The 25,735-nt window shown below is 72.1% G+C and carries 23 protein-coding genes; 16 read left to right on the top strand and 7 right to left on the bottom strand.

The window, feature by feature from the left end:
* Positions 1-90: 90 nt before the first annotated feature.
* The 5 genes from ACQEVC_RS00875 to serA all read left to right on the top strand — a co-directional run bounded on the left by ACQEVC_RS00875 (position 91) and on the right by serA (position 7,005).
* The gene (locus ACQEVC_RS00875; RefSeq protein WP_432872358.1) at positions 91-2,028 is read left to right on the top strand and encodes an acetolactate synthase large subunit; all 1,938 of its coding nucleotides are present in this window, start codon (positions 91-93) and stop codon (positions 2,026-2,028) included.
* 10 nt (positions 2,029-2,038) lie between these two features.
* On the top strand, positions 2,039-2,554 hold the full coding sequence (ilvN, locus tag ACQEVC_RS00870; RefSeq protein WP_101370234.1) for an acetolactate synthase small subunit: 516 nt from the start codon (positions 2,039-2,041) through the stop codon (positions 2,552-2,554).
* Between the two features lie 70 nt (positions 2,555-2,624).
* The gene (ilvC, locus tag ACQEVC_RS00865; RefSeq protein WP_203858481.1) at positions 2,625-3,638 is read left to right on the top strand and encodes a ketol-acid reductoisomerase; all 1,014 of its coding nucleotides are present in this window, start codon (positions 2,625-2,627) and stop codon (positions 3,636-3,638) included.
* Positions 3,639-3,840: 202 nt separating this feature from the next.
* Positions 3,841-5,085: a mannosyl-3-phosphoglycerate synthase gene (gene mpgS / locus ACQEVC_RS00860; protein WP_432872354.1), complete on the top strand. Its 1,245-nt coding sequence runs from the start codon at positions 3,841-3,843 to the stop codon at positions 5,083-5,085.
* 315 nt (positions 5,086-5,400) lie between these two features.
* Complete coding sequence (gene serA / locus ACQEVC_RS00855; RefSeq protein WP_432872351.1) at positions 5,401-7,005, top strand: phosphoglycerate dehydrogenase; 1,605 nt, start codon at positions 5,401-5,403, stop codon at positions 7,003-7,005.
* Between the two features lie 60 nt (positions 7,006-7,065).
* Here the strand turns inward: serA and ACQEVC_RS00850 are convergent, their stop codons facing one another.
* Entirely contained in the window at positions 7,066-7,419 is a 354-nt protein-coding gene (locus tag ACQEVC_RS00850; protein ID WP_432872349.1) for a hypothetical protein, read from the bottom strand.
* Positions 7,420-7,789: 370 nt separating this feature from the next.
* Complete coding sequence (locus tag ACQEVC_RS00845; protein ID WP_432872347.1) at positions 7,790-8,650, bottom strand: FAD:protein FMN transferase; 861 nt, start codon at positions 8,648-8,650, stop codon at positions 7,790-7,792.
* Between the two features lie 250 nt (positions 8,651-8,900).
* Between ACQEVC_RS00845 and ACQEVC_RS00840 the strand changes: the two genes are divergently transcribed.
* A complete protein-coding gene (locus tag ACQEVC_RS00840) occupies positions 8,901-9,932 on the top strand; it encodes a 3-isopropylmalate dehydrogenase (RefSeq protein WP_432890924.1) in 1,032 nt (343 codons plus the stop codon).
* A gap of 186 nt (positions 9,933-10,118) precedes the next feature.
* The gene (locus ACQEVC_RS00835) at positions 10,119-11,216 is read left to right on the top strand and encodes a branched-chain amino acid aminotransferase (protein ID WP_432872345.1); all 1,098 of its coding nucleotides are present in this window, start codon (positions 10,119-10,121) and stop codon (positions 11,214-11,216) included.
* 297 nt (positions 11,217-11,513) lie between these two features.
* Here the strand turns inward: ACQEVC_RS00835 and ACQEVC_RS00830 are convergent, their stop codons facing one another.
* Positions 11,514-12,251 carry a tyrosine-protein phosphatase gene (locus ACQEVC_RS00830; protein ID WP_432872343.1) on the bottom strand — a complete coding sequence of 246 codons (738 nt, stop codon included), beginning with the start codon at positions 12,249-12,251 and terminating at the stop codon, positions 11,514-11,516.
* Positions 12,252-12,395: 144 nt separating this feature from the next.
* A complete protein-coding gene (locus tag ACQEVC_RS00825; protein WP_432872341.1) occupies positions 12,396-12,872 on the bottom strand; it encodes a PRC-barrel domain-containing protein in 477 nt (158 codons plus the stop codon).
* A gap of 462 nt (positions 12,873-13,334) precedes the next feature.
* On the opposite strand from ACQEVC_RS00825, the gene cimA reads away from it, so the two are divergent.
* Together cimA and ACQEVC_RS00815 are read left to right on the top strand one after the other, a co-directional pair.
* Positions 13,335-14,924 carry a citramalate synthase gene (gene cimA, locus ACQEVC_RS00820; RefSeq protein ID WP_432872339.1) on the top strand — a complete coding sequence of 530 codons (1,590 nt, stop codon included), beginning with the start codon at positions 13,335-13,337 and terminating at the stop codon, positions 14,922-14,924.
* A gap of 528 nt (positions 14,925-15,452) precedes the next feature.
* Positions 15,453-15,968: a hypothetical protein gene (locus tag ACQEVC_RS00815; RefSeq protein ID WP_432872337.1), complete on the top strand. Its 516-nt coding sequence runs from the start codon at positions 15,453-15,455 to the stop codon at positions 15,966-15,968.
* Positions 15,969-16,107: 139 nt separating this feature from the next.
* Here ACQEVC_RS00815 and ACQEVC_RS00810 read toward each other — a convergent pair whose 3' ends face one another.
* Both ACQEVC_RS00810 and ACQEVC_RS00805 read right to left on the bottom strand, forming a co-directional pair.
* Positions 16,108-17,073: an endonuclease/exonuclease/phosphatase family protein gene (locus ACQEVC_RS00810; protein ID WP_432890922.1), complete on the bottom strand. Its 966-nt coding sequence runs from the start codon at positions 17,071-17,073 to the stop codon at positions 16,108-16,110.
* A gap of 98 nt (positions 17,074-17,171) precedes the next feature.
* On the bottom strand, positions 17,172-18,308 hold the full coding sequence (locus tag ACQEVC_RS00805; RefSeq protein ID WP_432872335.1) for a hypothetical protein: 1,137 nt from the start codon (positions 18,306-18,308) through the stop codon (positions 17,172-17,174).
* 170 nt (positions 18,309-18,478) lie between these two features.
* Between ACQEVC_RS00805 and ACQEVC_RS00800 the strand changes: the two genes are divergently transcribed.
* The 5 genes from ACQEVC_RS00800 to arfB all read left to right on the top strand — a co-directional run bounded on the left by ACQEVC_RS00800 (position 18,479) and on the right by arfB (position 22,937).
* Positions 18,479-19,528, top strand: a complete 1,050-nt coding sequence (locus tag ACQEVC_RS00800) for an AAA family ATPase (protein WP_432872333.1) — start codon at positions 18,479-18,481, stop codon at positions 19,526-19,528.
* A 53-nt stretch (positions 19,529-19,581) separates the two neighbouring features.
* Positions 19,582-20,583, top strand: a complete 1,002-nt coding sequence (locus ACQEVC_RS00795; RefSeq protein ID WP_432890919.1) for a DUF58 domain-containing protein — start codon at positions 19,582-19,584, stop codon at positions 20,581-20,583.
* Positions 20,580-21,539, top strand: coding sequence for a VWA domain-containing protein (locus ACQEVC_RS00790; RefSeq protein WP_432872331.1), 960 nt, complete (start codon positions 20,580-20,582; stop codon positions 21,537-21,539). The genes ACQEVC_RS00795 and ACQEVC_RS00790 overlap by 4 nt, the downstream gene beginning before the upstream one ends.
* 85 nt (positions 21,540-21,624) lie before the next feature.
* Positions 21,625-22,497: a S1C family serine protease gene (locus ACQEVC_RS00785; protein WP_346256233.1), complete on the top strand. Its 873-nt coding sequence runs from the start codon at positions 21,625-21,627 to the stop codon at positions 22,495-22,497.
* Between the two features lie 17 nt (positions 22,498-22,514).
* Entirely contained in the window at positions 22,515-22,937 is a 423-nt protein-coding gene (gene arfB, locus ACQEVC_RS00780; RefSeq protein ID WP_318395443.1) for an alternative ribosome rescue aminoacyl-tRNA hydrolase ArfB, read from the top strand.
* A gap of 15 nt (positions 22,938-22,952) precedes the next feature.
* Here arfB and ACQEVC_RS00775 read toward each other — a convergent pair whose 3' ends face one another.
* Positions 22,953-23,990 (bottom strand): aminotransferase class V-fold PLP-dependent enzyme, encoded by a 1,038-nt coding sequence (locus ACQEVC_RS00775; protein ID WP_432872328.1) that lies wholly within the window; start codon positions 23,988-23,990, stop codon positions 22,953-22,955.
* Between the two features lie 92 nt (positions 23,991-24,082).
* On the opposite strand from ACQEVC_RS00775, the gene ACQEVC_RS00770 reads away from it, so the two are divergent.
* Together ACQEVC_RS00770 and ACQEVC_RS00765 are read left to right on the top strand one after the other, a co-directional pair.
* Entirely contained in the window at positions 24,083-24,799 is a 717-nt protein-coding gene (locus ACQEVC_RS00770; RefSeq protein ID WP_432872326.1) for a TetR/AcrR family transcriptional regulator, read from the top strand.
* Between the two features lie 147 nt (positions 24,800-24,946).
* Positions 24,947-25,705, top strand: a complete 759-nt coding sequence (locus ACQEVC_RS00765) for an SDR family oxidoreductase (protein WP_432872324.1) — start codon at positions 24,947-24,949, stop codon at positions 25,703-25,705.
* Positions 25,706-25,735 lie beyond the last annotated feature (30 nt).

Genomic DNA, 25,735 nt, shown 5'->3' with positions numbered 1-25,735 from the left:
TGTGGATCGGCCGCCGGTCGAGGCGGCCCGCCCGCACCGCCCCGTACATCTGGAAAAGATCACTGCTCCGAGCCGAAGGCCTGAATAGCCATGACGAGACCCACACCCGAGACCCTGGCCAACAGCGCGCGGCGCCACCGGTCCGCCGCTGCCGAGGGGAGCAACGACCCCTCCGACCAGTTCCCCCGCCGACTCCGCCCGGGTGCCCAGCCGGCCGCTGACCAGCCCGGCCCGCTCGCCGAGCCGGGCCGGGCGGCCGGAACCGGGCAGGTGGTAGCACCGGTCCAGGTCTCCGGGGCCGGCTCGCTGGTGAAGTCGCTGGAGTCGCTCGGCGTCGACGTCGCGTTCGGCATCCCGGGCGGGGCGATCCTGCCGGCGTACGACCCGCTCTACGACTCGTCGGTGCGGCACATCCTGGTCCGCCACGAGCAGGGCGCCGGGCACGCCGCCACCGGGTACGCGCAGGCCACCGGCCGGGTCGGGGTCTGCATCGCCACCTCCGGGCCGGGCGCGACGAACCTGGTCACGCCGATCGCGGACGCGTACATGGACTCGGTGCCGATGGTGGCGATCACCGGTCAGGTGGCCCGGCCGGCGATCGGCACGGACGCCTTCCAGGAGGCGGACATCCAGGGCATCACCCTGCCGATCACCAAGCACAACTTCCTGGTGCAGACCGCCGAGGAGATCCCGCGGATCCTGGCCGAGGCGTTCCACCTGGCCGCCACCGGCCGGCCCGGCCCGGTGCTGGTCGACATCCCCAAGGACGTCCTCCAGGCGCAGACCACCTTCAGCTGGCCGCCCACCCTGGACCTGCCGGGCTACCGGCCGACCCTGCACCCGCACGGCAAGCAGATCCGCGAGGCGGCCCGGCTGATGACCACGGCCCGCCGCCCGGTGCTCTACGTCGGCGGCGGCGTGCTCAAGGCCGGCGCCACCGAGGGGCTGCGCAAGCTGGCCGAGCTGACCGGCATCCCGGTACTGACCACGCTGATGGCCCGGGGCGCCTTCCCGGACTCGCACCCGCAGCACCTCGGCATGCCCGGCATGCACGGTACGGTCGCCGCGGTCTACGCCCTGCAGAAGTCGGACCTGATCGTGGCGCTGGGGGCCCGGTTCGACGACCGGGTGACCGGCAAGCTGGACTCGTTCGCCCCGGGGGCGGCGATCGTGCACGCCGACATCGACCCGGCGGAGATCGGCAAGAACCGCGCCGCCGACGTGCCGATCGTCGGTGACGCGAAATACGTGATCGACGAGCTGATCGAGGCGGTCCGGGCGGCAGCCGCCGGTCAGACCGCGGCGATCGACCGGACGGAGTGGTGGGCGCAGCTGGACGACCTGCGCGACCGCTACCCGCTCGGCTACGACGAGCCGACCGACGGCACCCTGGCCCCGCAGTACGTGATCGAGCGGCTGGGCGCGATCGCCGGTCCGGAGGCGATCTACGTGGCCGGGGTCGGCCAGCACCAGATGTGGGCGGCGCAGTTCGTCTCGTACGAGAAGCCGTACACCTGGCTCAACTCCGGCGGCCTGGGCACCATGGGGTACGCCGTGCCGGCGGCGATGGGCGCCAAGGTCGGCAAGCCGGACACCACGGTCTGGGGCATCGACGGCGACGGCTGCTTCCAGATGACCAACCAGGAGCTGGCGACCTGCGCCCTGGAGGGGATCCCGGTCAAGATCGCTGTGATCAACAACGGCAACCTGGGCATGGTCCGGCAGTGGCAGACGCTCTTCTACGGCGAGCGCTACTCCAACACCGAACTCGGCACCCACAAGCACCGCATCCCGGATTTCGTCAAGCTGGCCGAGGCGCTGGGCTGCGTCGGGTTGCGCTGCGAGAGCAAGGCCGACGTGGACAGGACCATCAAGGCCGCGATGGAGATCAACGACGCGCCGGTGGTGGTCGACTTCGTGGTCGGCAAGGACGCCATGGTCTGGCCGATGGTGGCCGCCGGCACCAGCAACGACGAGATCATGTTCGCCCGTGGGGTCCGCCCCGCCTTCGACGACGACGAGCTGTGAGGCCGGAGCGATGAGCAAGCACACCCTGTCCGTGCTGGTGGAGAACAAGCCCGGTGTCCTGGCCCGGGTGAGTGGGCTCTTCTCCCGCCGGGGCTTCAACATCGACTCGCTGGCGGTCGGCGAGACGGAGAACCCGGACGTCTCCCGGATCACCATCGTGGTCAACGCCGAGACCTCGCCGCTGGAGCAGGTCACCAAGCAGCTCAACAAGCTGGTCAACGTACTCAAGATCGTCGAGCTGGATCCGGGCGTCTCGGTGGCCCGGGAGCTGGTGCTGGTCAAGGTCCGGGCCGACCGCTCGCAGCGGGCCCAGGTGCTGGAGACGGTGAACCTGTTCCGGGCCAGGGTGGTGGACGTCGCGCCGGACACCCTCACGATCGAGGCGACCGGCACCGCTGACAAGCTGGACGCGCTGCTGCGCGATCTCGAACCGTTCGGAATCAAGGAAATGGTGCAGTCGGGTCTGGTGGCCATCGGGCGGGGCTCCCGTTCGATCACCACCGGTTCGGCGCTGCGGGCCGCCTGACCACGGCGGACCCCGCATAACGATTGGCAACGGCGGGCCCGGCCGGGTCGCGCCGCAGGAGAGGAAAGTCATGACCGCTGAGGTGTTCTACGACGACGACGCCGACCTGGGGCTCATCCAGAGCAAGAAGGTCGCGGTGCTCGGGTACGGCAGCCAGGGCCACGCCCACGCGCTGTCGCTGCGCGACTCGGGCGTCGACGTGGTGATCGGTCTGCCGGAGGGTTCCAAGAGCCGGGCGAAGGCGCAGGAGCAGGGCCTTCGGGTGCTGACCCCGGCCGAGGCGTCGGCCGAGGCCGACGTGATCATGGTATTGGCGCCGGACACCGCGCAGCGGTCGCTCTACGCCGAGGCCATCGCGCCGCACCTGACCGCGGGCAAGGCGCTGTTCTTCGGCCACGGCCTGAACATCCGGTACGGCTTCGTCACCCCGCCGGCCGACGTCGACGTGGCGATGGTCGCCCCGAAGGGCCCGGGTCACCTGGTCCGCCGGCAGTACGTCGACGGCAAGGGCGTGCCCTGCCTGGTCGCGGTGGAGCAGGACGCCACCGGCACCGCCTTCCCGCTCGCACTCGCCTACACCAAGGCGATCGGCGGCACCCGGGCCGGTGCGATCCGCACCACCTTCAAGGAGGAGACCGAGACCGACCTCTTCGGCGAGCAGGCGGTGCTCTGCGGTGGCGCCTCCGCGCTGGTGCAGACCGGTTTCGAGGTGCTCACCGAGGCCGGGTACGCGCCCGAGGTGGCGTACTTCGAGTGCCTGCACGAGCTGAAGCTGATCGTCGACCTGATGTACGAGGGCGGCATCGCCCGGATGCGCTACAGCGTCTCCGACACCGCCGAGTACGGCGACTACTCGCGGGGCCCGCGGGTGGTCGACGCCCGGGTCAAGGACGAGATGCGGAAGATCCTCTCCGAGATCCAGTCCGGCGAGTTCGCCCGCGAGTGGATCGCCGAGGACGACGCGGGCCGGCCCAACTTCACCAAGTGGCGGGCCGAGGGCGCGGCGCACCCGATCGAGGAGACCGGCAAGAAGCTGCGCGGCATGATGAGCTGGGTCGACCGGCCGATCACCGAGACGGCCTGACGCGGCGGGCTCCGGGCCGGTGAGCACACCGGCCCGGAGCGGCACCCGCACGGGGCTGGAGATCAATGTCGTTACCGGATCTTCTCCCGGCGAGTTACCGGATCATTGCCATTCGGCGTCCAATCGCTACCCGGACCGTTGTCGTCAGGAAATGGTCGGCGGTTACGCGCGGTTAATGCGTCCGCTCGGGTACTGTCGCCGCATGCGTCTGGAGCAATCGCACCGCACCGAGCGTTTCGGCGCCGTCCGTATCCACGAACTCCAGCGTGTCATCCAGCTGGACTCGGGAGACGCCACGGGGACCACCGGCGAGGGGATCGTCTCGCAGGCGGCGATGCGCGCGATCGAGCGGCAGATGGTCATCGTCATTCCCTGTATGAATGAGACACGCAGAGTAATCGAAGGCGTGCTCTCGGGGATTCCGCACGACTGCCTGATCGTGCTGGTCTCGAACAGCGCCAGGCATCCGGTCGATCGCTACGACATGGAAGCGCAGACCCTGGAGCAGTACTGCCGGGCGACCGAGCGGCCGGCGATCATGGTGCACCAGCAGGATCCGGGGCTGGCCGCCGCCGTCAAGGCCGCCGGCATGCCGGAGCTGATCGACGACGACGGGCTGGTCCGGGCCGGCAAGGGTGAGGCGATGCTGATCGGCATGGCGGTCGCCGCGCTGACCGGTCGCAAGTACCTCGGCTATATCGATGCGGATAACTATGTGCCGGGCGCCGTGCACGAGTACGTCAAGGTGTACGCCGCCGGCCTGCACCTCGCGGCCAATCCGTACGCGATGGTCCGAATCTCCTGGCACTCGAAGCCGAAACTGCGGGACGGGCGGCTCTTCTTCAGCCGGCGCGGCCGGAGTTCCGAGATCACCAACGAGTTCCTGAACCGGCTGGTGGCCGAGTATTCCGGGTTCGGCACCGAGGTGATCGCCACCGGCAATGCCGGCGAGCACGCACTCAGTCTCGACCTCGGGTTGCGGATGCGGCTGGCCGGCGGCTTCGCGGTGGAGCCGTTCGAGTTCGTGGAGTTGTTCGAACAGTTCGGCGGGCTGCTCGACACCGCCCATCCCGAGGTGATGGCGAGTTCCGTTCCGGTACTCCAGATCGAGACCCGTAACCCACACTTCCACGACAACAAGGGCGAGGACCACGTGCAGGGCATGCGGATGCAGGCGCTGAACGTGCTCTACCACTCGCCGGTCGCGCTGCCCGCGGTCCGCCAGGCGATCCTCGACTTCATGGTCGCCCAGCAGGCGCTCGCGCCCGGCGAGGAGCCGCCCCGGGAGCGGATCTATCCGCCGGTGGGTTCGCTCGACCTGGACCTGCTGCGCGACGTACTGGAGACCGAGGCGGGGACCTTCCGCCAGCTCGGTACCCGGTCGCTGGTCAGCCAGCTCCGGCCGCACCCCGCGCTGCCCGGACCCGAGGTCTTCACCTCGGCCTGAGCCGCCGGCACGCCGTCCCTTCCCTCCGGCCGGTCGTGCGGCGGTGACCAGCGGTTCCGCCCGGCCGGTCGTGCGGCGGTGACCAGCGGTTCCGCCCGGTGTCGCGGGATTCGCCCGCGCCGACCGGACCGCCCCGGCGGCGCACCCTGTGAGGGCACTCACGCGGTTCTGCGCCGCACCGTGCGCAGCCCGGCGCCTACGATCGGCAGATAGGTGCGTCCGCACCGTAGGGAAGCACCCGTTTGGCGGAGCGCGGGACGCAGTGCGGCGCCCACGTCGCCGCAGACCTCGCCCGGACGACATATACGAGGACCAATGACTCCCGTCGTACTGATCGCTGAAGAGCTCGCTCCCGCCGCAATCGACGTGCTCGCGCACGACTTCGACGTACGCCACGTCGACGGCACCGACCGCCCGGCCCTGCTGGCCGCGCTCGCCGAGGCCGACGCGGTCATCGTACGCAGCGCCACCCAGGTCGACGCCGAGGCCGTCGCCGCGGCACCCCGGCTCAAGGTGGTGGCCCGGGCGGGCGTCGGGCTGGACAACGTCGAGGTGGCAGCCGCGACCGCCCGGGGCGTGATGGTGGTCAACGCGCCGACCTCCAACATCGTCTCCGCCGCCGAGCAGGCGCTCGCGCTGCTGCTGGCCGTCGCCCGGAACACCGCGAGCGCCAGCGCCGCGCTGAAGGCGGGGGAGTGGAAGCGGTCCAAGTACACCGGCGTGGAGATCCAGGGCAAGACCGTCGGCGTGGTCGGGCTCGGCCGGATCGGCGTGCTCTTCGCGCAGCGCATCGCGGCGTTCGGCACCCGGCTGATCGCGTACGACCCGTACGTGCAGCCGGCCCGGGCGGCGCAGCTCGGCGTACGCCTGGTCGGGCTGGAGGAACTGCTCCGGGAGAGCGACTTCATCTCGATCCACCTGCCGAAGACCCCGGAGACGGTCGGTCTGATCGGTGAGAAGGAACTCGCCCTGGTCAAGCCCGGCGTCCGGATCGTCAACGCGGCCCGGGGCGGCCTGATCGACGAGCAGGCACTCGCCGACGCGATCGCCGAGGGCCGGGTCGGCGGCGCCGGCATCGACGTGTACTCGAAGGAGCCCTGCACCGCCTCGCCGCTGTTCGCCTTCGACAACGTGGTGGCCACCCCGCACCTGGGCGCCTCCACCGCCGAGGCGCAGGACAAGGCGGGCCTGGCGGTCGCCCGCAGCGTCAAGCTCGCCCTGCAGGGCGAGTTCGTGCCGGACGCGGTGAACGTGCAGACCGGCGGCGTGGTCGCCGAGGACGTCCGGCCGCTGCTGCCGCTCGCCGAGAAGCTGGGCAAGGTCTTCACCGCGGTGGCCGGCGGGGTGGCCGCCAGCGTCACCGTCGAGGTACGCGGCGAGATCGTCGCCAACGACGTCTCGGTGCTGAAGCTGGCCGCCACCAAGGGCCTGTTCACCTCGGTCGTGGAGGAGCAGGTGAGCTACGTCAACGCGCCGCTGCTCGCCGCCGACCGGGGCGTCACGGTGGCCCTGACCACGCACGCGGAGACCATCGACCACCCGAACCTGGTCACCGTGCGCGGCGCGCTGCCGGACGGCCGGACCGTGTCGGTCTCCGGCACCGCCGTGCACGCCGGCACCCGCGACGTGCTCAAGCTGACCGAAGTGGACGGCTTCGACCTGGAACTCGGCGCGGACGGCATCCTGCTCTTCTTCCGCTACGTCGACAAGCCCGGCGTGGTCGGCACCATCGGATCGATCCTCGGCGAGGCGGGCGTCAACATCGCGGCGATGCAGGTGGCCCGGCGCGAGGCCGGTGGCGAGGCGCTGATGACCCTGACGGTGGACTCGGCGACCGCGGCGGAGCTGCTCAGTTCGGCGGCCGACTCGATCGGCGCGGTCGCGGCGAGCGCCGCCGACCTGCGCGACGAGGAGGCGTGAGCGGGGCCTGAGCCCGCGGTGCCCGGACGGGGCGATCGTTGCCCGGCCGCCCCGTCCGGGTCAGCCGCTCACCGGGGTCGGCGGCGGATAGACCGAGCCGTCCTGCGGGTCGAGCAGCATCAGGCCGTGCTGTGCGGCCAACCGTTCGATGTCGAGCAGTACCTGGTCCGGACAGGACTCGTCGAGGTTCATCTCCACGTGGTCGACGGCGAGGTGCAGTGGAGTCACCGCCCACGGCGTGCCCGGCCCCGGCCGGTCCGGATAGCCGGCGATGATCGCCCGGTGGAACGCCGAGATCCGTGGTTCCGGTTTTCCCCCGACGTGGACACCCTGCCGGCACCGACGGTGTGCCGCGCGTACGTCCTCGGCGCCGGCGCCGGGCCCGAGCGCCCATACGATCAGATCGAAGCTCACACCGGGCTCCCGTGTCCCAAGAGTGTTGACAGATCAGAACTCACGGGGGTACAGGGTGCCACTGAGTCGGTGACCTTTTCTCGGATAGCCCGCCGACACGCGGAACGGGCAACTCTTGCGGGGACTCACGTCGGGTCGATAGCGTATTGACGCGGATACCCGGCGAGTTCCTGGGCGTGGACTCGTCTTCGGGTGATGAGGCGTCGCGCCGGCCGGGTAGCCAGCACCCCCGTGTGCGCGAGCCACGCGCACTCGTCGCTGATCGGCCCCCGCGATCGTTGCCGAGATCGCGGGGGCCGATCGCGTTTCCAGTCCTCAGGCGCCGTTCCACAAGGGCGCGCGATCCTCCGGCTTCCTGCCGGCGGATCGGTCAGCGGGCGGTGGCGAAGAGGGCCCGGTAGCCGTCCCGGGTGGGGAACCAGTCGAGGCCGGGACGGCCGGCGGCGAACAGGGCGGTGGCGTACCCGTCGGCGACCGCGAGATCCGGACCGGCGACCGTGGCCGCGACCAACTTGTCGGCCGGCTGCCCGGTGTGCGGGTCGATCACGTGGCCGCGCCGGCCGGCGACGCCCGAGGTGCCGATCGCGCCGGAGGTCATCTCCAGCATCGTCGGCTGCCGCTCGCTCTGGGTCGGGTGGTGCACCGCGATCCGCCAGGGGCCGCCGTGCGGCGCGTGGCCGCGTACCACCAGGTCGGCGCCGCTGACCACGGCGTAGTCCTCGATGCCGGCGGCCCGCAGCCGGGCGGCGGCCCGCTCCACCGCCCAGCCGACCAGCAGGCCGCCCGGGTCGAAGCCGCCGGGCACCGCCCAGGCGTCGAACCAGCCGTCCGTGGCGGCCCGCATCGCGGCGCACCGGGCGACGATGTCGGCCAGCGGCGGGTAGGCGTCGGCGGAGATCTCGCCCCGGCGCAGCCGGGAGACCAGGCTGGCCGGCCGGGCCGGGCTGTAGGTGAGGTCGATCGCCCGCAGCTCGGCGACGGCGTCCCGCAGCGCGTCCCCGACCCCGCGCCAGCCGACCGCGCCCATCCCGTTCAGCACCAGGGTGTACTCGGCGATCGAGGTCTGCACGGTGTGCCGGGCGACCACCCGGTCGGTCAGGGTCGCGCCGGGCCGGACGTTGCGCCAGCCGGCGCCCAACCGCAGGTCCGGCCGTCCCCGGCCCACGGCGGGCGCCGGCGGCAGGCTCCGGCTACGCTGTCCCCGAACCCGGCCAGCTCCCGGGATTCGCATGTTCGCCCCCTGGATCCGCACGTTCGCCCCCTGGATCCGCGTCTAGCCCCTCCAGCCCGGCGGGCCGCTTCCAGCCCGTGAGCCGTTCTTCGCGCTCACCCTAGGTAGCGAAGATGGCTAGAGCATGAGTGCTGGCTGAGAAGCTCCTGTGCAGTTGACTTTCCAGATATTGGGAGTGCCGTACCGGGACCCGGGACGGTCCCTTAACGTTCCCTAGACACGACGGAGGCAAGGGAGCTGGGACGTGGCGGTGGCGCGGATCGCGGTGGTGGCTGGCGACGGCATCGGGCCGGAGGTGGTCGAACAGGCCCGCAAGGTGCTCGACGCCGTACTGCCCGGGGTCGAGGCCACCGAATACGATCTCGGGGCCGCCCGCTACCACCGGACCGGTGAGGTGCTGCCCGACTCCGTGCTCGCCGAACTGGCCGAGCACGACGCGATCCTGCTCGGCGCGGTCGGCGACCCCACCGTGCCGCCGGGGGTGCTCGAGCGCGGCCTGCTGCTCAAGCTCCGCTTCGAGTTCGACCAGTACGTCAACCTCCGGCCGTCCCGGCTCTGGCCGGGCACCACCGGCCCGCTGGCCAGCGTCAAGCCGAACGAGATCGACCTGGTGGTCGTCCGGGAGGGCACCGAGGGCCTCTACGCCGGGGCCGGCGGCACGCTGCACCGGGACACCCCGGCCGAGATCGCCACCGAGGAGAGCCTGAACACCCGGCACGGCGTCGAGCGGGTGATCCGGGACGCGTTTGCCCGGGCGGGCCGCCGGGAGCGCCGCAAGGTGACCCTGGTGCACAAGACCAACGTGCTGGCCCACGCCGGTTCGCTCTGGGCCCGGGCCTTCGCCGCGGTCGCCGCCGAGCATCCGGACATCGAGACCGAATACCAGCACGTCGACGCGGCCGCGATGTTCCTGGTCACCCAGCCGCAGCGGTACGACGTGGTGGTCACCGACAACCTCTTCGGGGACATCCTCACCGATATCGCCGCCGCGGTCACCGGCGGGATCGGGCTGGCCGCCAGCGGCAGCATCAACCCCGAGCGGGCGTACCCGTCGATGTTCGAGCCGGTGCACGGCTCGGCGCCGGACATCGCCGGTCAGGGCGTCGCCGACCCGGCCGCCGCGGTGCTCTCCACCGCGCTGCTCCTCGACCACCTGGGCCACCCCGACGCGGCCCGCCGAGTAACCGAGGCGGTCGCCGCCGAGCTGGCCACCCGCACCTCGGGCTCGCCGCGGCGCACCGCCGATGTCGGAGACCGGCTCGCCGCCCACGCGGCGTCCTGAGCCGCCCGACCCGTTCCGCCCAGGGCTCCGGCAACCGCCGGATCTGGGCGAAGGCGCGGGTGGTGCGGCTCGCCGGTCGCCCGGAGGGTCGAGGTTGAACGACCGTTCGGGTAAGTTTCAGGCACAACTCCCATGTTCCGGTCCGCCCGTGCCCGGGCACCGGTCCACTCTCTGGAGGTCAGCACGATGAGCGGTGGTGACAAGCTCGACTTCGAGATCCGTCAGAATCCTCAGCCGGTAGCCGCCGCCGAGCGTGCGGCGCTGATGGCCAACCCGGGATTCGGACGGGTCTTCACCGACCACATGGTCACGATCCGGTACGCCGAGACCAAGGGCTGGTACGACGCCCGCGTGGAGGCCCGGGCGCCGATCCCGATGGACCCGGCCAGCGCGGTGCTGCACTACGCCCAGGAGATCTTCGAGGGGCTGAAGGCGTACTCGGCGGCGGACGGCTCGGTGACGATGTTCCGGCCGGACGCCAATGCCGCCCGGTTCGCCGAGTCGGCCCGCCGGATGGCCATGCCCGAGCTGCCCGAGGCGGCGTTCCTGGACTCGCTGCGGCACCTGGTGGAGATCGACCGGGATTGGCTGCCGACCTCCGAGGAGGGCAGCCTCTACCTCCGGCCGTTCATGTTCGCCAACGAGGTCTTCCTCGGGGTGCGCCCGTCCAACGAATACCTCTACATGGTGATCGCCTCGCCGGTCGGCTCGTACTTCGCCCGGGGCGTGCAGCCGGTCGACGTCTGGGTCTCGCCCACCTACACCCGGGCCGCGCCCGGCGGCACCGGCGAGGCGAAGTTCGGCGGCAACTACGCCTCCTCGCTGGTCGCCCAGGCCGAGGCGATCGAGCACGGCTGCGACCAGGTGGTCTTCCTCGACGCCGTGCAGCGGCGGTACGTCGACGAACTCGGCGGCATGAACATCTTCTTCGTCTACGACGACGGCACCCTGGTCACCCCGCCGCTCGGCGGCACGATCCTGCGCGGCATCACCCGGGACTCGTTGATCACGCTGGTCCGGGAGTCCGGCGGTACGGTGCTGGAGCGGCCGGTGGCGTTCGACGAGTGGCGGGCCGACGCGGCCAGCGGCCGGCTGCGCGAGGTCTTCGCCTGTGGCACCGCTGCGGTGATCACCCCGATCGGCCAGGTGCGCTACCCCGACGGGGAGTTCCCGATCGCCGACGGCAGCCCCGGCGAGGTCACCATGCGGCTGCGGCAGCAGTTGGTCGACATCCAGCGGGGCCGGGCCGAGGACCGCAACGGCTGGATCCACCGGATCGACTGAGCGCGGGCGGCGTGATCGGCCGAGTGCGGCGCGGCGTCCCCGGCGGTGGGTTCGGCGGCGTCATGGACTGCGCGCGGCGGGGACGGCATCGTGCGCCTCGCAGCGTCATCGGCTGACGGGGGTGTGGCATCCCCCGGACGAGCGGGCCGAGATCCGCCGAGACGATCCGGCAGAACCGGATCGAGCGGCGGCGGGCGAAGATCCGGGAGGAGATCGCCCAGGCGGGCCGGGTCCGTCGGACCCGGCCCGTACCGGTACGGTGCGCGGCTCGGCCGGTCGGCCGACCGGCCGACCGGCTCAGTCCAGCAGGTGGGTGCGGAGCGCGTCGATCCGGGCCGCGGCCAGGCCGGCGCCGACCAGGTAGTCCGGCACCGAGCCGTGCCGGTCGCGCAGCTCGGCCAGGAACAGGGTCATCGCCTCGGCCGGCGAGGCGAGGAACGGTGCCGGCAGCGGCGGATCGTCCGGCATGGTGCTGGCCAGCCACTCGCTGAACCGGGCCGAGGCGGCGGTGCTCCGGGCGTAGTCGTCGGCGATGTCGGCGTCGGCGACGCCGAGCAGCGACAGGGTGAGCGCACAGACGACCCCGGTCCGGTCCTTGCCGGCCACGCAGTGCACGAGCACCGGCGCGGCCCCGGCGTCGGCGATCACCTCGATCGCCGCCACCAGGCCTGCCGAGCCGGCGGTGGCGAGGTCGTGGTAGCGGTCCGCCAGCCAGCGGGCCAGCCCCAGTTCCTCGGAGTACCCCGACTCCTCCCACAGCGGGTGCTCCGGATGGATGTGCTGGTAGACCAGGCCGTCGTAGGCGGGTACCCGGCCGTGCCGGCGTACCTCGGCGGGGCGACGCAGGTCGACCACGGTGCGGATGCCGAGCGCCTCGAACGCCTCCCGGTCCACGCCGTCGATCCGGTGCGGTGAGTCCGACCGGTACAACCGCCGGCGACGGACCGGCCGGCCGTCGAGCCCGGGAACGCCGCCGACGTCCCGGAAGTTGAAGAGGGTTTCGAAGGCCGTCGTACGCGTCGAAGTTCCGTCCACCCGACCACCGTAGTGCCTGTGCCGGACCACCCCCGCCGGTGCTTTCCGGTGCGGGGGTCCGCGGTGCTCGGGCGGGTGGACCCCGGAGACGCCGCTGGCCGGCGGGGCGGACGCCCCACCGGCCAGTCGACTGCGGGTCGCGTGTCACATGGCGCGGCCCGGCGGAATCGTCCAGCCCGAGGGGCCGTACGTCCCGCCGTAGTAGCCACCGAGCTTGTCCCGGTAGGCCGGATCCTCGTACTCGGCGCCGTCGAACTCCGGGGCGGCCTTGATCTGGTCCTTGCTCCGGTCGACGTACACCTTCCGGTCGTCGTGATCGACGTGGTTCACCACGCCGGCCGGCAACATGACCTTCTTGCCGAAGATCCACGGGCCGGTGTCCACCACCAGGTAGCTGGCGTTCACGTCGTGGCTGGCACTGTCGATCTTGCCAATGCCGCCGTCGGTCGCCTCCACCTTGTAGCCCACCAGGTCGGCGCCGGTCACCCCGGCGTCGTCCCGGTAGCGCCACGGGTCGAACTCGCCCGCAGGCGTGCCGCCCGCGAACGCGCCACCGCCACCATGGATCAGGGGATCCGGCGTCTGTTGCTGCGGGGTCGTCTGAGGATCGAGCCTGTCCACTGGCTATCACTCCTCTTCTCGACTGTCTCGACGTTCTCCGCTGTCCCGAGGACACCTACCCACCGTGGTCGATCCCTACACGCAAGACCTTCGACGGCTTTGCCATGGCGCCGCGACCCGGGCGCCGCGACCCGGGCGCCGCGCCGGCCGGGTCGGCGAACGAGAGTGTTCATCGGCGACGACCGTAGGAGGAAGGCGAGGTGACCGCCCGGCGTCCGGCCCGCCGCTCCGGACCTGCGGGTCGGGCCCTTCGGTCCCGGGATGTGGATTTTTTCTCCCAGATTTCTTGCGACCGTGGCAGAGTACGGTCCGTGACCTGCTCCGCACTCATTATTGGCAACTAGCGCGCCGGCATCCTCCCCCGCCGAGCGCGCAGACCTCCCGCATCCGCGGGGGGTCATTTTGTTTGTCGGGCCAGGAAGGCATCGGAGCAGGGGCTGCGCCCTTCTCGAAGGAGATCAGATGACGTACCAGGTGTTCGACACGACGCTGCGCGACGGCGCGCAGCGCGAGGGGATCAGCTACTCGGTCGTCGACAAGCTGGCGGTGGCCCGGCTGCTCGACGAGTTCGGCGTCGGCTTCATCGAGGGGGGCTGGCCGGGGGCGATGCCGAAGGACACCGAGTTCTTCCGCCGGGCCCGGACGGAGCTGGACCTGAAGCACGCCGTCCTGGTCGCCTTCGGCTCCACCCGCAAGGCCGGCGTGGCCGTCGACGCCGACCCGCAGCTTCGCGCGCTGCTGGACGCCGAGACTCCGGCGGTCTGCCTGGTCGCGAAGTCCGACATCCGGCACGTCGAGCGGGCGCTGCGCACCACCGGGGCGGAGAACCTGGCGATGGTCCGGGACAGCGTGGCCCACCTCGTCGGGCAGGGGCGGCGGGCCTTCCTGGACTGTGAGCACTTCTTCGACGGCTTCCGGCACGACCCGGCGTACACCTCTTCGGTGGTGGAGACCGCCCTCGAAGCCGGCGCGGAGGTCGTGGTGATGTGCGACACCAACGGCGGGATGCTGCCCTCCCAGGTGACCGCGGCGATCGGCGAGCTGACCGAGCGGCTCGGGATCTCGCCGGCCCGGCTCGGCATACACACCCAGAACGACACCGGCTGCGCGGTAGCGAACACCATCGCCGCGGTCGAGGCCGGGGTACGCCACTTCCAGGGCACCGCCAACGGCTACGGCGAACGGCCCGGCAACGCCGACCTGTTCGCGGTGGTCGCCAACCTGCAACTCAAGCTCGGGCTACCGGTCCTACCGGACGGGTGCCTGGAGCAGATGGTGCGCGTCTCGCACGCCATCGCCGAGATCGCCAACATCGCCCCCGACACCCACCAGGCCTACGTCGGGGCCGCCGCCTTCGCCCACAAGGCGGGGCTGCACGCGAGCGCGATCAAGGTGGATCCGCTGCTCTACAACCATGTGGACCCCGCCGTGGTGGGGAACGACATGCGGATCCTGGTGACGGAGATGGCCGGCCGGGCCAGCATCGAGCTGAAGAGCCGTGAACTCGGTCTGGACCTGGCCGGCCATCCCGACGCCGCGGCGCGGGTCACCAAGCGGGTCAAGGAGCTGGAGGCCGGCGGCTGGTCGTTCGAGGCCGCCGACGCCTCGTTCGAGCTGCTGGTCCGCGCCGAGTTGCCCGGGATGAGCGCGCCCCGGCCGTTCGCGCTGGAGTCGTACCGGGTACAGGTCGAGCACCGCGAGGACGGCGCGGTGGTCTCCGAGGCGACGGTGAAGCTCCGGGTACGCGGCGAGCGGGTGATCGCCACCGCCGAGGGGAACGGGCCGATCAATGCCCTCGACGAGGCGCTGCGGGTGGCGCTGCTCCGGCACTATCCGGAACTGCGCGGGTTCGAGCTGGCCGACTACAAGGTTCGGATCCTGGAGGGCAGCCACGGCACCGGTGCGATCACCCGGGTACTGGTGGAGACGGCCGACAGCGGCGGCCGGGACTGGACCACGGTGGGCGTACACCCGAACGTGGTGGAGGCGAGCTGGCACGCGCTGGTCGACGCGCTGACGTACGGGGTGGCGCGTACCCCCGCCGAGGTCTGAGCCGACGACCCGAGTGACGGCCCCGCCGCGGTGACGACCGCGAGCGGGGCCGTTCCGTTCCCGGGCACACCCGTCGCCATTTCCGGAAAAGCGAAAATGAACGTGAGATCTGAGTGCGTTACGCATTCCCGGAAATCATGCGCGGAGTGTGGCGGCCCGTTGTGCGCCGGCCAAGCGGGTTCCCCGGGCAGATGAAACCGCTATTGACCTGCTGCTTTGCCGAATGCTATGTTCGCTCATGGTTGTTGAGTGGCCACTCTAAGTAGTATCTGCTGGTGAACGCGGAATGACGATCGGCGTCGGTCGGGCGTTCAACGAGCGAAACAATCGTGCGTCAAGGACTGACGCAGCCTTCCTGTCCGCCGGTGACTCGTACCGAAAGTGCCCATGGCAATTGTCGGGCAGTCAATTTCGGTCGCGAGTCTCGCCGGGCGGGGGCGTACCCGGAACAGCAGGTCGACAGTTCGGACCATCTCCATCGTCGGAGACGACCATCACCATCGTGGGTAGAAAGAAAGAGATGACGTCATGGCCAGAATCTTTGGACGTAAGACGATCCTGCTAGTCGTCGGAGCACTCGCGCTGACCCTCGTCGGTGGCGGCATCGCCGTCGCCGGGCCGAGCCACCGTGCCGACCCCGACGCGGTCCGGGTCAACGGCAAGATGGTCCAGCAGCCGCCGGTGACCCAGGCCGACATCGACCTGGCCAAGTCCGCGCTACTCAAGGGCGACGCGGGCGTCCAGGCGTCGAGCGCGCAGCTCTTCGCCGTGGTCAGCGCGAACGGCGGCCTGATCCGCAGCAACCAGGCGGTCTCGGCGACCTCACTGGGCCTCGGCCTCTACCAGGTGGTCTTCAACGTGCCGGTGGCCGCCGGGGCGTTCGTCGCCACCATCGGGTTGACCGGCAGCGTCGGCACCTCACCGTCCGGCTTCATCTCGGTGGTCGGCCGGACCAACCTGGCCCAGGGCGTCTTCGTGCAGACCTGGAACGCGGCCAACCAGCCGGCCAACCGGAGCTTCCACCTGGCAGTGTTCCTGCCCTGACCCCCCGGTGCCCGCCGGCCTCCGTGTCCCCCCGAACGGACACGGAGGCCGGCGGCGTCCGGTGGAGGTGGTGGCCCGGCGGACACGAGGTCGCCCTGCCCGGGCGATGTCCGCGTCGGAACCGAATCCCGATGCTCGGTCAGCGAGCCGGCAGGACCACTTCGGCCAGTACCGGGCGGTGGTCGGAGCCGGGCAGCCGGAACACCGCCACCCGGTCGACCGCGATCCGCCGGTCCACCAGTACGTGGTCGATGGTCACCGGCGGGATCGGGTCGCCGTCGTACGGGCCCCAGGTGCCGGTGAGCCCCGCCCCGACCGAGTCGGCGGCGTCGGCGTACCCGGTGTCGAGCAGGTCACGCAGCGGGGCGTGGTCGAGGGTGGCGTTGAAGTCCCCGGCCAGGATCCGCAGCGGCCCGTCCGGAGTGGCCGGTGGCTGGGCCCGCAGGTCGGCGCGCCAGGCGGCCAGCCAGGCCAGCGTGGCGGGCGCCATCGGATGCACCGACTCCACCAGTACCGCTGGCCCGTCCGGAGGCTGGAGCGTGGCGTACGCCTGGGAGAAGCCGCCCCCGTTGCGCCGGGTGCCGGTCTCCCGGAGCGGATGGCGGGAGTACAGCGCCGACCCGGTCGTGCCAACCTCCGGATTGACCTGCCGGTACGGCAGCAGTTCGGCCAGGCCCAACCGGTCCAGTGCCGCTTCGGCCTCTCGGGTGAACTCCTGCGCGGCGAGCACGTCGACCCGGGCGCTCCGGACCAGCGCGACGAGCGCCTCCGGCTCGGCGGCCCCGGCGAGCAGGTTGGCGGTGAGTACCCGCAGCGGCGTGCCCTCGGCGGCCGGCTGACGGTCCGGCAGTGCCCGGGGCGCGACCAGCGCGACCAGCAGGAGCGCGGCGACGGCCGCGGCGCCCGCGGGCCACCAGCGCCGGGCGGCCAGGGCCAGCCCGAGCGGCACCAGCGTCCAGGCCAGCAGGTACGGCGTGAAGGCCAGCAGTTGCACCAGCGGGCCCCGCTCCAGCCCGGCCAGCCGTACCGCCAGCAGGCCGAGCACGGGCAGCACCAGCAACCAGCAGAGCCCGGTCAGCAGCCGCCGACGCGTCCGGCCCGGCACGGCCGTGGGCGGGGGCTCCGGGTCGAGATCGACATCCACACCGGCACGCTAACCCTCGGGTGTGGAGAGCCGGTGAAGAACGTGTGCGGGGTGCCGGTCTAGTGCCCGCCGGGCCAGGTGTTGGTCAGCACCCCGGTCAGCGCGTCGTACCGGTGGACGGTGGTCCGGTGCGTACCGCGCGACTGGTGGTCCTTCACCTGGGTGACCAGTACGCCGATCTTCACGTGGTCCCGGCTGACCACCGAGCGCCACGGTACGCCGTCCCGGGCGACGTCGACCTGGTGCGAGAAGTTCCCGTCCGGGGCGGTGATCGAGTAGCGCGGTCCGGCCGGCGGATCGATGTCCAGCCCGCCGTCGGCCCGGATGGTGAGGGTGACGACCAGGTTGTTGTCGAGGTCGTGGATCTGCGCCGGGTCACCGGCGTAGAAGCGGCTGCGACCCTGGCCCTGGATGTCCATCCCGTTGTAGTAGGTCTTGCCCTGGGCGTCGACCCAGAAGTGCGGCACGTGCGCCCTGGGCGCGCCGTAGGTGAGGCCGGGGTAGTACGCGAGGTGCCAGTGCGGTGGGTTGTCCGGGTGCAGCACGTTGTTGGTCTCGAAGCCCATCAGCGAGAAGAAGTGCCCCTTGCGGCGTGCCTCGGCGACCAGCCCGGAGTCCTGGAGCGCCGCCTCGCTGGCGATCATGTAGTTGATCACGGAGGCGGCCTGTGTGGCCGGCCAGGCGACGGTGGTCCACGGCCCGGCCACCCGGTCCGGGTCGTTGTGCTCGATCCGCCAGTGCAGCCCGGTCGAGGTGTCCGGGCTGAGCATGCTCCAGACCTGCACGGTCGCCTGGTTGGCGTTCACCGACGACCAGGTCACCGGCAGGGTGAAGCTGATCCGGTAGGGCGTGCCGGGGTGCCGGCGGATCGCCAGCCGGGTGTCCGAGGCGACCACCGAGCCGACCCAGGTGCCGGGCCAGTCGACGGTGACGGTGACCGCCTCGCTGCGCGGCCCCCGGACGAAGGAGTAGTACTCGGCCCGGCTGGCCACCTGGGTCGCGGTGCCGGGGACGAGTTCGTAGCCGGCGGGCAGGGTGATCCGCGGCGTGCCGGGCTCGCCGGGGACCGCCTTGACCAGCCGGAAGCCGGCGTAGCTCGGCGGGGGACCCGGATCGGGAGCCGCCGTGGCGGGTGCCGCGAAGACCACCACCGAGGCGACCGCCAGCAGCACCGCTCCGCACCGTCGCAGCAACACAGCGCCTCCTGCGTTTCGTCCCGTCCCGGCTCCGCTGACGGGTTTGTGTGCCGCCGATTTTATTGGTACGGCGGAGGTTTCCGGCGCCCCGAGTTGTGCGTGTGACAGAACTTGTCATGACACTGTGGCGACCGGGGGTTTGCCGCCGGTGACCTCGGGAAGCCCGCACCGTGACGGACATGTCAGACACCGTGGCCACCCGCCCCAGGCCGGTCGAGACGGCCTCCGCCGGCCCCGAGCTGGAACAGGCCCTCTTCGAGGTCAAGCGGGTGATCGTCGGGCAGGACAGGTTGGTGGAGCGGCTCTTCACCGCGTTGCTGGCCGACGGGCACTGCCTGCTGGAGGGCGTACCGGGGGTGGCGAAGACACTCGCCGCGCAGACCCTGGCCGTCGCGGTGGGCGGGAACTTCTCCCGGATCCAGTTCACTCCGGACCTGGTGCCGTCGGACATCGTCGGTACCCGGATCTACCGCGCCTCCTCGGAGAGCTTCGACGTGGAGCTGGGTCCGGTGATGGCGAACCTGGTACTGGCCGACGAGATCAACCGGGCGCCGGCGAAGGTGCAGTCGGCGTTGCTGGAGGCGATGGCCGAACGGCAGGTCTCGATCGGCGGCCGGAGTTACCCGGTACCCGAGCCGTTCCTGGTCCTCGCCACCCAGAACCCGATCGAGTCGGAGGGGGTCTACCAGCTACCGGAGGCACAACGCGACCGGTTCCTGCTGAAGATCCTCGTCGACTACCCCACCGACGCCGACGAGCTGGCCATCCTCTACCGGATGAGCGCGGAGCGGCCGACCGCGCGGGCGGTACTGGATCCGGAGCGGTTGCGCGCACTCCAGGACCGGGCCTCGCGGGTCTTCGTGCACCACGCGCTGGCCGAGTACGTCGTACGGCTGATCCTGGCCACCCGGGATCCCGCCCGGTTCGGGGTGCCGGAGGTCGCGCCGCTGCTCGCGTACGGGGCGAGTCCGCGGGCCACCCTCGGGCTGGTCGCCGCCGCCCGCGCCCAGGCCCTGCTGCGCGGGCGGGACTACGTGCTCCCCGACGACGTACGCGAACTCGCCTCCGAGGTGATCGCGCACCGGCTGGTGCTGTCGTTCGACGCGATCGCCGACGGGGTACCGGCGGAGTCGGTGGTACGCCGGCTGGTCGAGGCGGTCCCGCCGCCCCGGATCGCGCCGAGTCGTGAGGAACACCGGCGCGGCCTGGCGGTCGCGTGAGCCGGGCCAGCCGAACGGGCCAGGACGCCCGGACGGGTGGTCGGATTTCCCGGATCGGCTCCGACGGCGCTCGGCGGGGCAGCGGCGACCCCACGCTGGGTCAGCTCGCTCCCGAGCACCGGCTGCGCCGGCTGGAACTGCTGGTCACCCGCCGGCTCGACGGGCTGCTGCACGGCCAGCACCTCGGCCTGCTCCCCGGCCCCGGCAGCGAGTACAGCGGCGCCCGGGAATACCGGCCCGGCGAGGACGAGGTGCGCCGGATGGACTGGGCGGTGACCGCCCGGACCACCCTGCCGCACGTCCGGGAGGTGGACGCCGACCGGGAACTGACCACCTGGCTGCTGGTCGACTCCACCCCCAGCATGCACTTCGGCACCGCCGAGCTCGACAAGCGGGAACTCGCGGTGGCCGCGACGGCGGCGGTCGGCTTCCTCACCGCCGGGGTGGGCAACCGGCTCGGCGCACACCTGCTCGACGGCACCGGGATCCGCCGCTTCCCGGCCCGGACCGGTCGGACCCACCTGCTGGGCCTGCTCAACATGCTGCTCGCGGCGCCCCGGCGCGACACCTCCGGCGGCGCCCCGGCGCTCGCCGACGCGGTGACCACGCTGCACCGGGCCACCGCCGGCCGGGGCCTGGCAGTGCTGGTCTCGGACTTCCTCGACGGGCTGCCCGAGACCGAGGGCGGCACGCCGGCCTGGGAGCGGGCCGTCCGCCGGCTCGGCGTACGCCACCAGGTGCTGGCGGTCGAGGTGGTCGACCCGCGCGAACTGGAGCTGCCGGACGTCGGACTGGTCACCCTGGTCGACCCGGAGACGGGCCGGCGGCGCGAGGTGTCCACTGCGGACCGCCGGCTCCGGCAGCGGTACGCCGCCGCAGCGGCCGGCCAGCGCGAACTGGTCCGGCAGGCGCTGCGCCGGGCGGGCGCCGCGCACCTGTCGTTGCGTACCGACCGGGACTGGATCGCGGACATCGTCCGACACGTACACACCCAACGGCGGCTGGCCGGCGCGGCCCGCCCGCCCGTGGCAGCGGTACGGGGAGGCGCGGCATGACCTGGCAGTCTCCGGAGCGGCTGTTCCTGCTGCTCGGCGTGGTCGGGCTCGGCATCTGGTACGTCGTGCTGCAACGGCGCCGCAGCCGGTACGCCGTCCGCTTCACCAACCTGCGGCTGCTGGACCGGGTCGCGCCGGACCGGCCGTCCTGGCGACGGCACCTGCCGGCCGGACTGTTCCTGGCCATGATGGCGCTGCTGGTCGTCGGCTTCGCCCGGCCGGAGGCGGAGGTCAGGGTGCCCCGGGAGCGGGCCACCGTGATGGTCGCGGTGGACGTCTCCACCTCGATGCTGGCGACCGACGTCGAACCGGACCGGCTGGCGGCGGCGAAGTCGGCTGCGCACCGGTTCGCCGAGACGCTGCCCGACGAGTTCAACGTCGGGCTGGTCGCCTTCGCCGGCAGCGCGGCGGTACTCGTGCCGCCGGGCACCGACCGGTCGGCGCTGCACTCCGGGATCAGACGACTCGCCGAGGGCAGCACCGGAGTGCAGGGCACCGCGATCGGCGAGGCGATCGGCACCTCGCTGGAGGCGATCAAGACCTTCGACGCCCAGGCCGCGAAGAACCCGCCGCCGGCCCGGATCGTGCTGCTCTCCGACGGGGCGAACACCTCCGGACGCGACCCGATGTCCGCCGCCGAGGAGGCGGTGAAGGTGGGCGTACCGGTGCACACCATCTCGTTCGGCACCGCCTCCGGCTACGTCGCCCGGGGTGGCCGGCCGATCAGGGTGCCGGTGGACGGCCAGACCCTGCGGGCGGTCGCCGAGCAGACCAAGGGCGGCTACCACGAGGCGGGCAGCAGCGCCGAGCTGCGTGCCGTGTACGAGGACATCGGGACCTCGGTCGGCTACCGCACGGAGAAGCAGGACATCTCCGCCCGGTTCATCGGCATCGGGCTGCTGCTGGCCCTGGCGGCGGCGGGTGGCTCGATGGCGTGGTTCTCCCGGCTGCCGTAGACCGCGCTGGACCGGCCCGGCCCCGCCGAGGCGGACCGGCACACCTGCTGCCCTGATCCGACGATGGACTGACGAGGAGTGAGCTATGGCAACGCAGACCGGACTCGGCGAACCGCGCGGTCCATGGTTCATCTCACCGGACCTGGAGCCGGACGGGCGCGGCGTTCCGGGCGTACCCGGTGAGGTGCTGGCGGCCGACCGGGCGACCCGGCGGCGGCGCGCGCTGCTCGCCGCGCTGGCGGTGGTCGCGCTCGCGATCGGCTCCGGTGGCCTGGCCGGCGGCTACGTGGCCAGCCAGGAGACGACGGAGCGGGGCAGGGCGGCGCAGGCCGCCATCCCGGCCGACCTGGTGGCCGCCGCCGCGCAGGTGGTGCCCGGCGTCGTCTCGGTGATGGTGGCCGGGGGTGGCAAGTCGGCCAGCGGCTCCGGGTTCGCCATCGACGATCTCCAGCACATCGTCACCAACGACCACATCGTGGCCCGGGGCGGCGGCGGGGAGCCCGGCGGCGCGGTGATGGTGGAGACCTCGGACGGCCGGCAGTTCCCGGCCCGGCTCGTCGGCCGGGACTCCAGCAGCGACATCGCGGTGCTCCGGGTGCCGCCGTCGGCCGGACTGACGGCGCTGCCGCTGGCCAAGCCCGGCGCCACCCGGGTCGGCGAGCCGGTGCTCGCGGTCGGCTCGCCGCTGGGGCTCGCCGGCACGGTGACCGCCGGGATCGTCAGCGCGCTGGACCGGCAGGTGAAGCTGGGCGAGAACCGGCACAGCGCGGTGCAGACCGACGCCTCCATCAATCCCGGCAACTCCGGTGGTCCGCTGGTCAATGCCCGGGGTGAGGTGGTCGGGGTGAACACCGCGATCGCCACCATCGACGGCAGCGGTTCGATCGGGATCGGCTTCGCCATCCCGATCGAGCAGGTGCAGCAGACGGCGGACACCATCATCGGCAAGGGCGGCTGAGCCGTACGGTTGACACCATGACACCCCTGACCATCCGACCCGGCCTCGTCATCCCGGAGGCGGAACTGCACTGGCGGTTCTCCCGGTCCAGCGGCCCGGGCGGACAGGGCGTGAACACCACCGACTCCCGGGCCGAGCTCTCCTTCGACGTGGCGAACTCGACGGCGCTGCCGGAGCGGCTCAAGGCCCGGGCGCTGGACCGGCTGGGCGGCCGGCTCTCCGACGGGGTACTGACGGTCACGGCGTCGGAGCACCGTGCCCAGCTCCGCAACCGGGAGGCCGCGCAGGCCCGGCTCACCGCGCTGCTGGCCGACGCGATCGCGCCACCACCGCCGCCGAGACGACCCACCAAACCGAGCCGCGGCGCCAAGGAGCGCCGGCTCGCCGAGAAGAAGCGCCGCAGCCAGCTCAAGCAGCTACGCCGCCCCGACGCGGACTGACCTCCCGGGGGCCGGTCAGGACGTCAGGGCGGCCAGGGCCAGGTCGACGTCCTGCTCGGTGGAGTAGAGGTGGAACGAGGCGCGTACCCGGCCGGCCCGGACCGCGGCGCGGACGCCGGCCGCCGCCAGCTTCTCCGCCGCACCGGGTACGTCGACGGTGACGATCGCGCTGTCCCGGTGCGGCTGGCCGAGGCCGGCCAGGAAGCGGTTGGCCAGCCCGACGTTGTGCTCCCGGATCGCCGGCACGCCCACCCCGACGAGGAGTTCCAGGGCCGGAGCCGCACCGACGAAGCAGAACCAGGCCGGGGAGAGGTCGAACCGGCGGGCGTCGTCGGCCAGCCGTAGCGGCGGCCCGTAGTAGGAGGCGTGCGGGTCGGAGCCGGCGTACCAGTTGGCGGCGAGCGGGGTGATCCGGTCCCGGATCCGGGGACCGAGGTAGCCGAACGCGGCACCGCGCGGCGCCATCAGCCACTTGTACGCGCCGACGGCGACCACGTCCGCCCGGCCGGCGTCGAACGGCAGCCAGCCGCAGCCCTGGGTGGCGTCGACCACCACCAGCGCGTCGTGCGCCTCGGCGGCGGCCAGGATCTCGTCGTACCGGGCGACGGTGCCGTCCGCCGACTGGACCAGGCTGAACGCGACGAGGTCGGTGTCGGCCCCGATCTCCTCGGCGAGCCGGTCCGCCGGCACTGTGCGGACCCGCACCCCGCGCTCGGCGTGTACCAGCCAGGGAAAGAGGTTGGAGGTGAATTCCACCTCCGGCACCAGCACGGTGGCTCCGGCGGGCAGTGCGGCCCCGACCGGGGCGAGCAACTGGGAGACGGTCGCCCCGACGGTCACGTCCGAGACCGGTACGCCGACCAGCCGGGCGAAGGCGGCCCGGGAGCGGTGGGTCGAGGCGTCCCACCCCTCCCACGAGGTACGACCGGTGCGCCAGTCGGCGAGGGCGGCCTGGAGCGCCTCCCAGGCGGGCTCCGGCGGCAGCCCGTAGCTGGCGGTGTTCAGCCAGCCCGGCTCCGGTTTCCACAACTGTTGTGCCTCAGCGAGATCCACTCGGCCAGCGTAGTACCGCGATCCACGAGGTTGTGTAACGGCGATTACACTTTCTTTGTAGCGGCGCTACCCGAGGTGTTATCGTCGTTCACGTGGACGCGAGAACACGGATACTGCACGCTGCGGCCGAGTTGCTGGCCCGGTCGCCGGAGGCGGACGTCTCGACCCGGGCGGTCTGCGAGGCCGCCGGGGTGGGCGCACCCGCGCTCTACCGGCAGTTCGGCGACAAGGAGGGGTTGCTGGCCGCCGTGGTCGACTTCGGTTTCGAGCAGTACCTGGCCGGCAAGCGGGCGGCGGTCCCCTCGGACGACCCGGTGCGCGACCTCCGCGACGGCTGGGACAACCATGTCGCCTTCGCGCTGGAGAACCCGAACTTCTACCGACTGATGTACTCCCCGGGGCTCTCCACCCCGCCCGCCGCCGCGACCGAGGCGCACCAGTTGCTGCTGAGCGTGCTCGAACGCTGCGCCGCGGCCGGACGGCTGCGGATCAGTCCCCGGTTGGCGGCCCAGATGGTGATGCCGGCGAACGCCGGTGTCGCCTTGCTGCTGATCACCCGCCCGACCATCTATCCCGACGTCACCCAGGTGGCGACCCGGGTACGCGAGGCGATCGTCACCGCCATCCTGACCCCGGACGCCTCCGGCGGGCCGGAGCAGTCGACCGGACCCGGTGGCAACGTCGCGGTGGCCGCCGCGAACCTCGGCGCGCTGCTGCCGGCACTGCCGGACAGTCCACTGTCTCCGGCCGAGACCGCCCTGCTGCTGGAGTGGCTGACCCGACTGGCCGACCACACCGGCACCGCCTGACCCCGGCCGGCGGCCGAACCGCTGGCGGCCGAACCGGCCGGCGGCCGAACCGGAAGAACGGCACGACGAACCCGGCGGACGTCGCAGCCGGCGACGCCCGGCGATGTCCCGCACCCCACAACCGCGAGAACAGCAAGGAGAACCACTGTGTCCACCCCGTCCATCCCCGCCACCCCGAACGGTCGTACCGCTGTGGTCACCGGCGGCTCCCGCGGCATCGGCCGCCGGGTCGTCACCCGGCTCGCCGCCGACGGCTTCGCCGTCGTGGTCGGCTACGCCGGCAACCAGGTCGAGGCCGAGGCCGCGGTCAAGGAGGTCGAGACGGCCGGCGGCCGGGCGATCGCCGTACGGGCCGACGTGGCCGACGAGCACGCGGTCGCCGAACTCTTCGACACCGCCGAGCGGACCTTCGGCGGCGTCGACGTGGTCGTGCACGCGGCCGGCCGGATGCCGCTGGCGCCGCTCGCCGAACTCGACCTGGCCGACCTGGACGACCTGCACCGGACCAACATCCGGGGCACCTTCGTCGTCGACCAGCAGGCGGTACGCCGGCTCCGCCCCGGCGGCGCGCTGGTCAACTTCTCCTCCTCGGTCGTCGGTCTCGCCTTCCCGAACTACAGCGCCTACGCCGCCAGCAAGGGCGCGGTCGAGGCGATGACCCTGGTACTGGCCCGGGAGATGCGCGGCCGGGATGTCAGCGTCAACGCCGTCGCACCCGGGCCGACCGCCACCGACCTGTTCCTGCAGGCCAACAGCGAGCAGCGGATCGCCCAGCTCGCGGGCCAGGCACCGCTGGAGCGGCTCGGCACTCCCGACGACGTCGCCGAGGTGGTGGCCTTCCTGACCAGCCCGGCCGGGCACTGGGTCAACGGCCAGGTGCTGCGGGCCAACGGCGGAATCATCTGACCCGACCGGCGCCCGGCGTCAGCGTGGCTC

Origin of the sequence: Plantactinospora sp. CA-294935 (assembly GCF_050936445.1) — a bacterium.
Lineage (GTDB): Bacteria > Actinomycetota > Actinomycetes > Mycobacteriales > Micromonosporaceae > Plantactinospora.
Note: the sequence above shows the minus strand (reverse complement) of the source record. Positions and strands in the feature narration are given on the sequence as shown.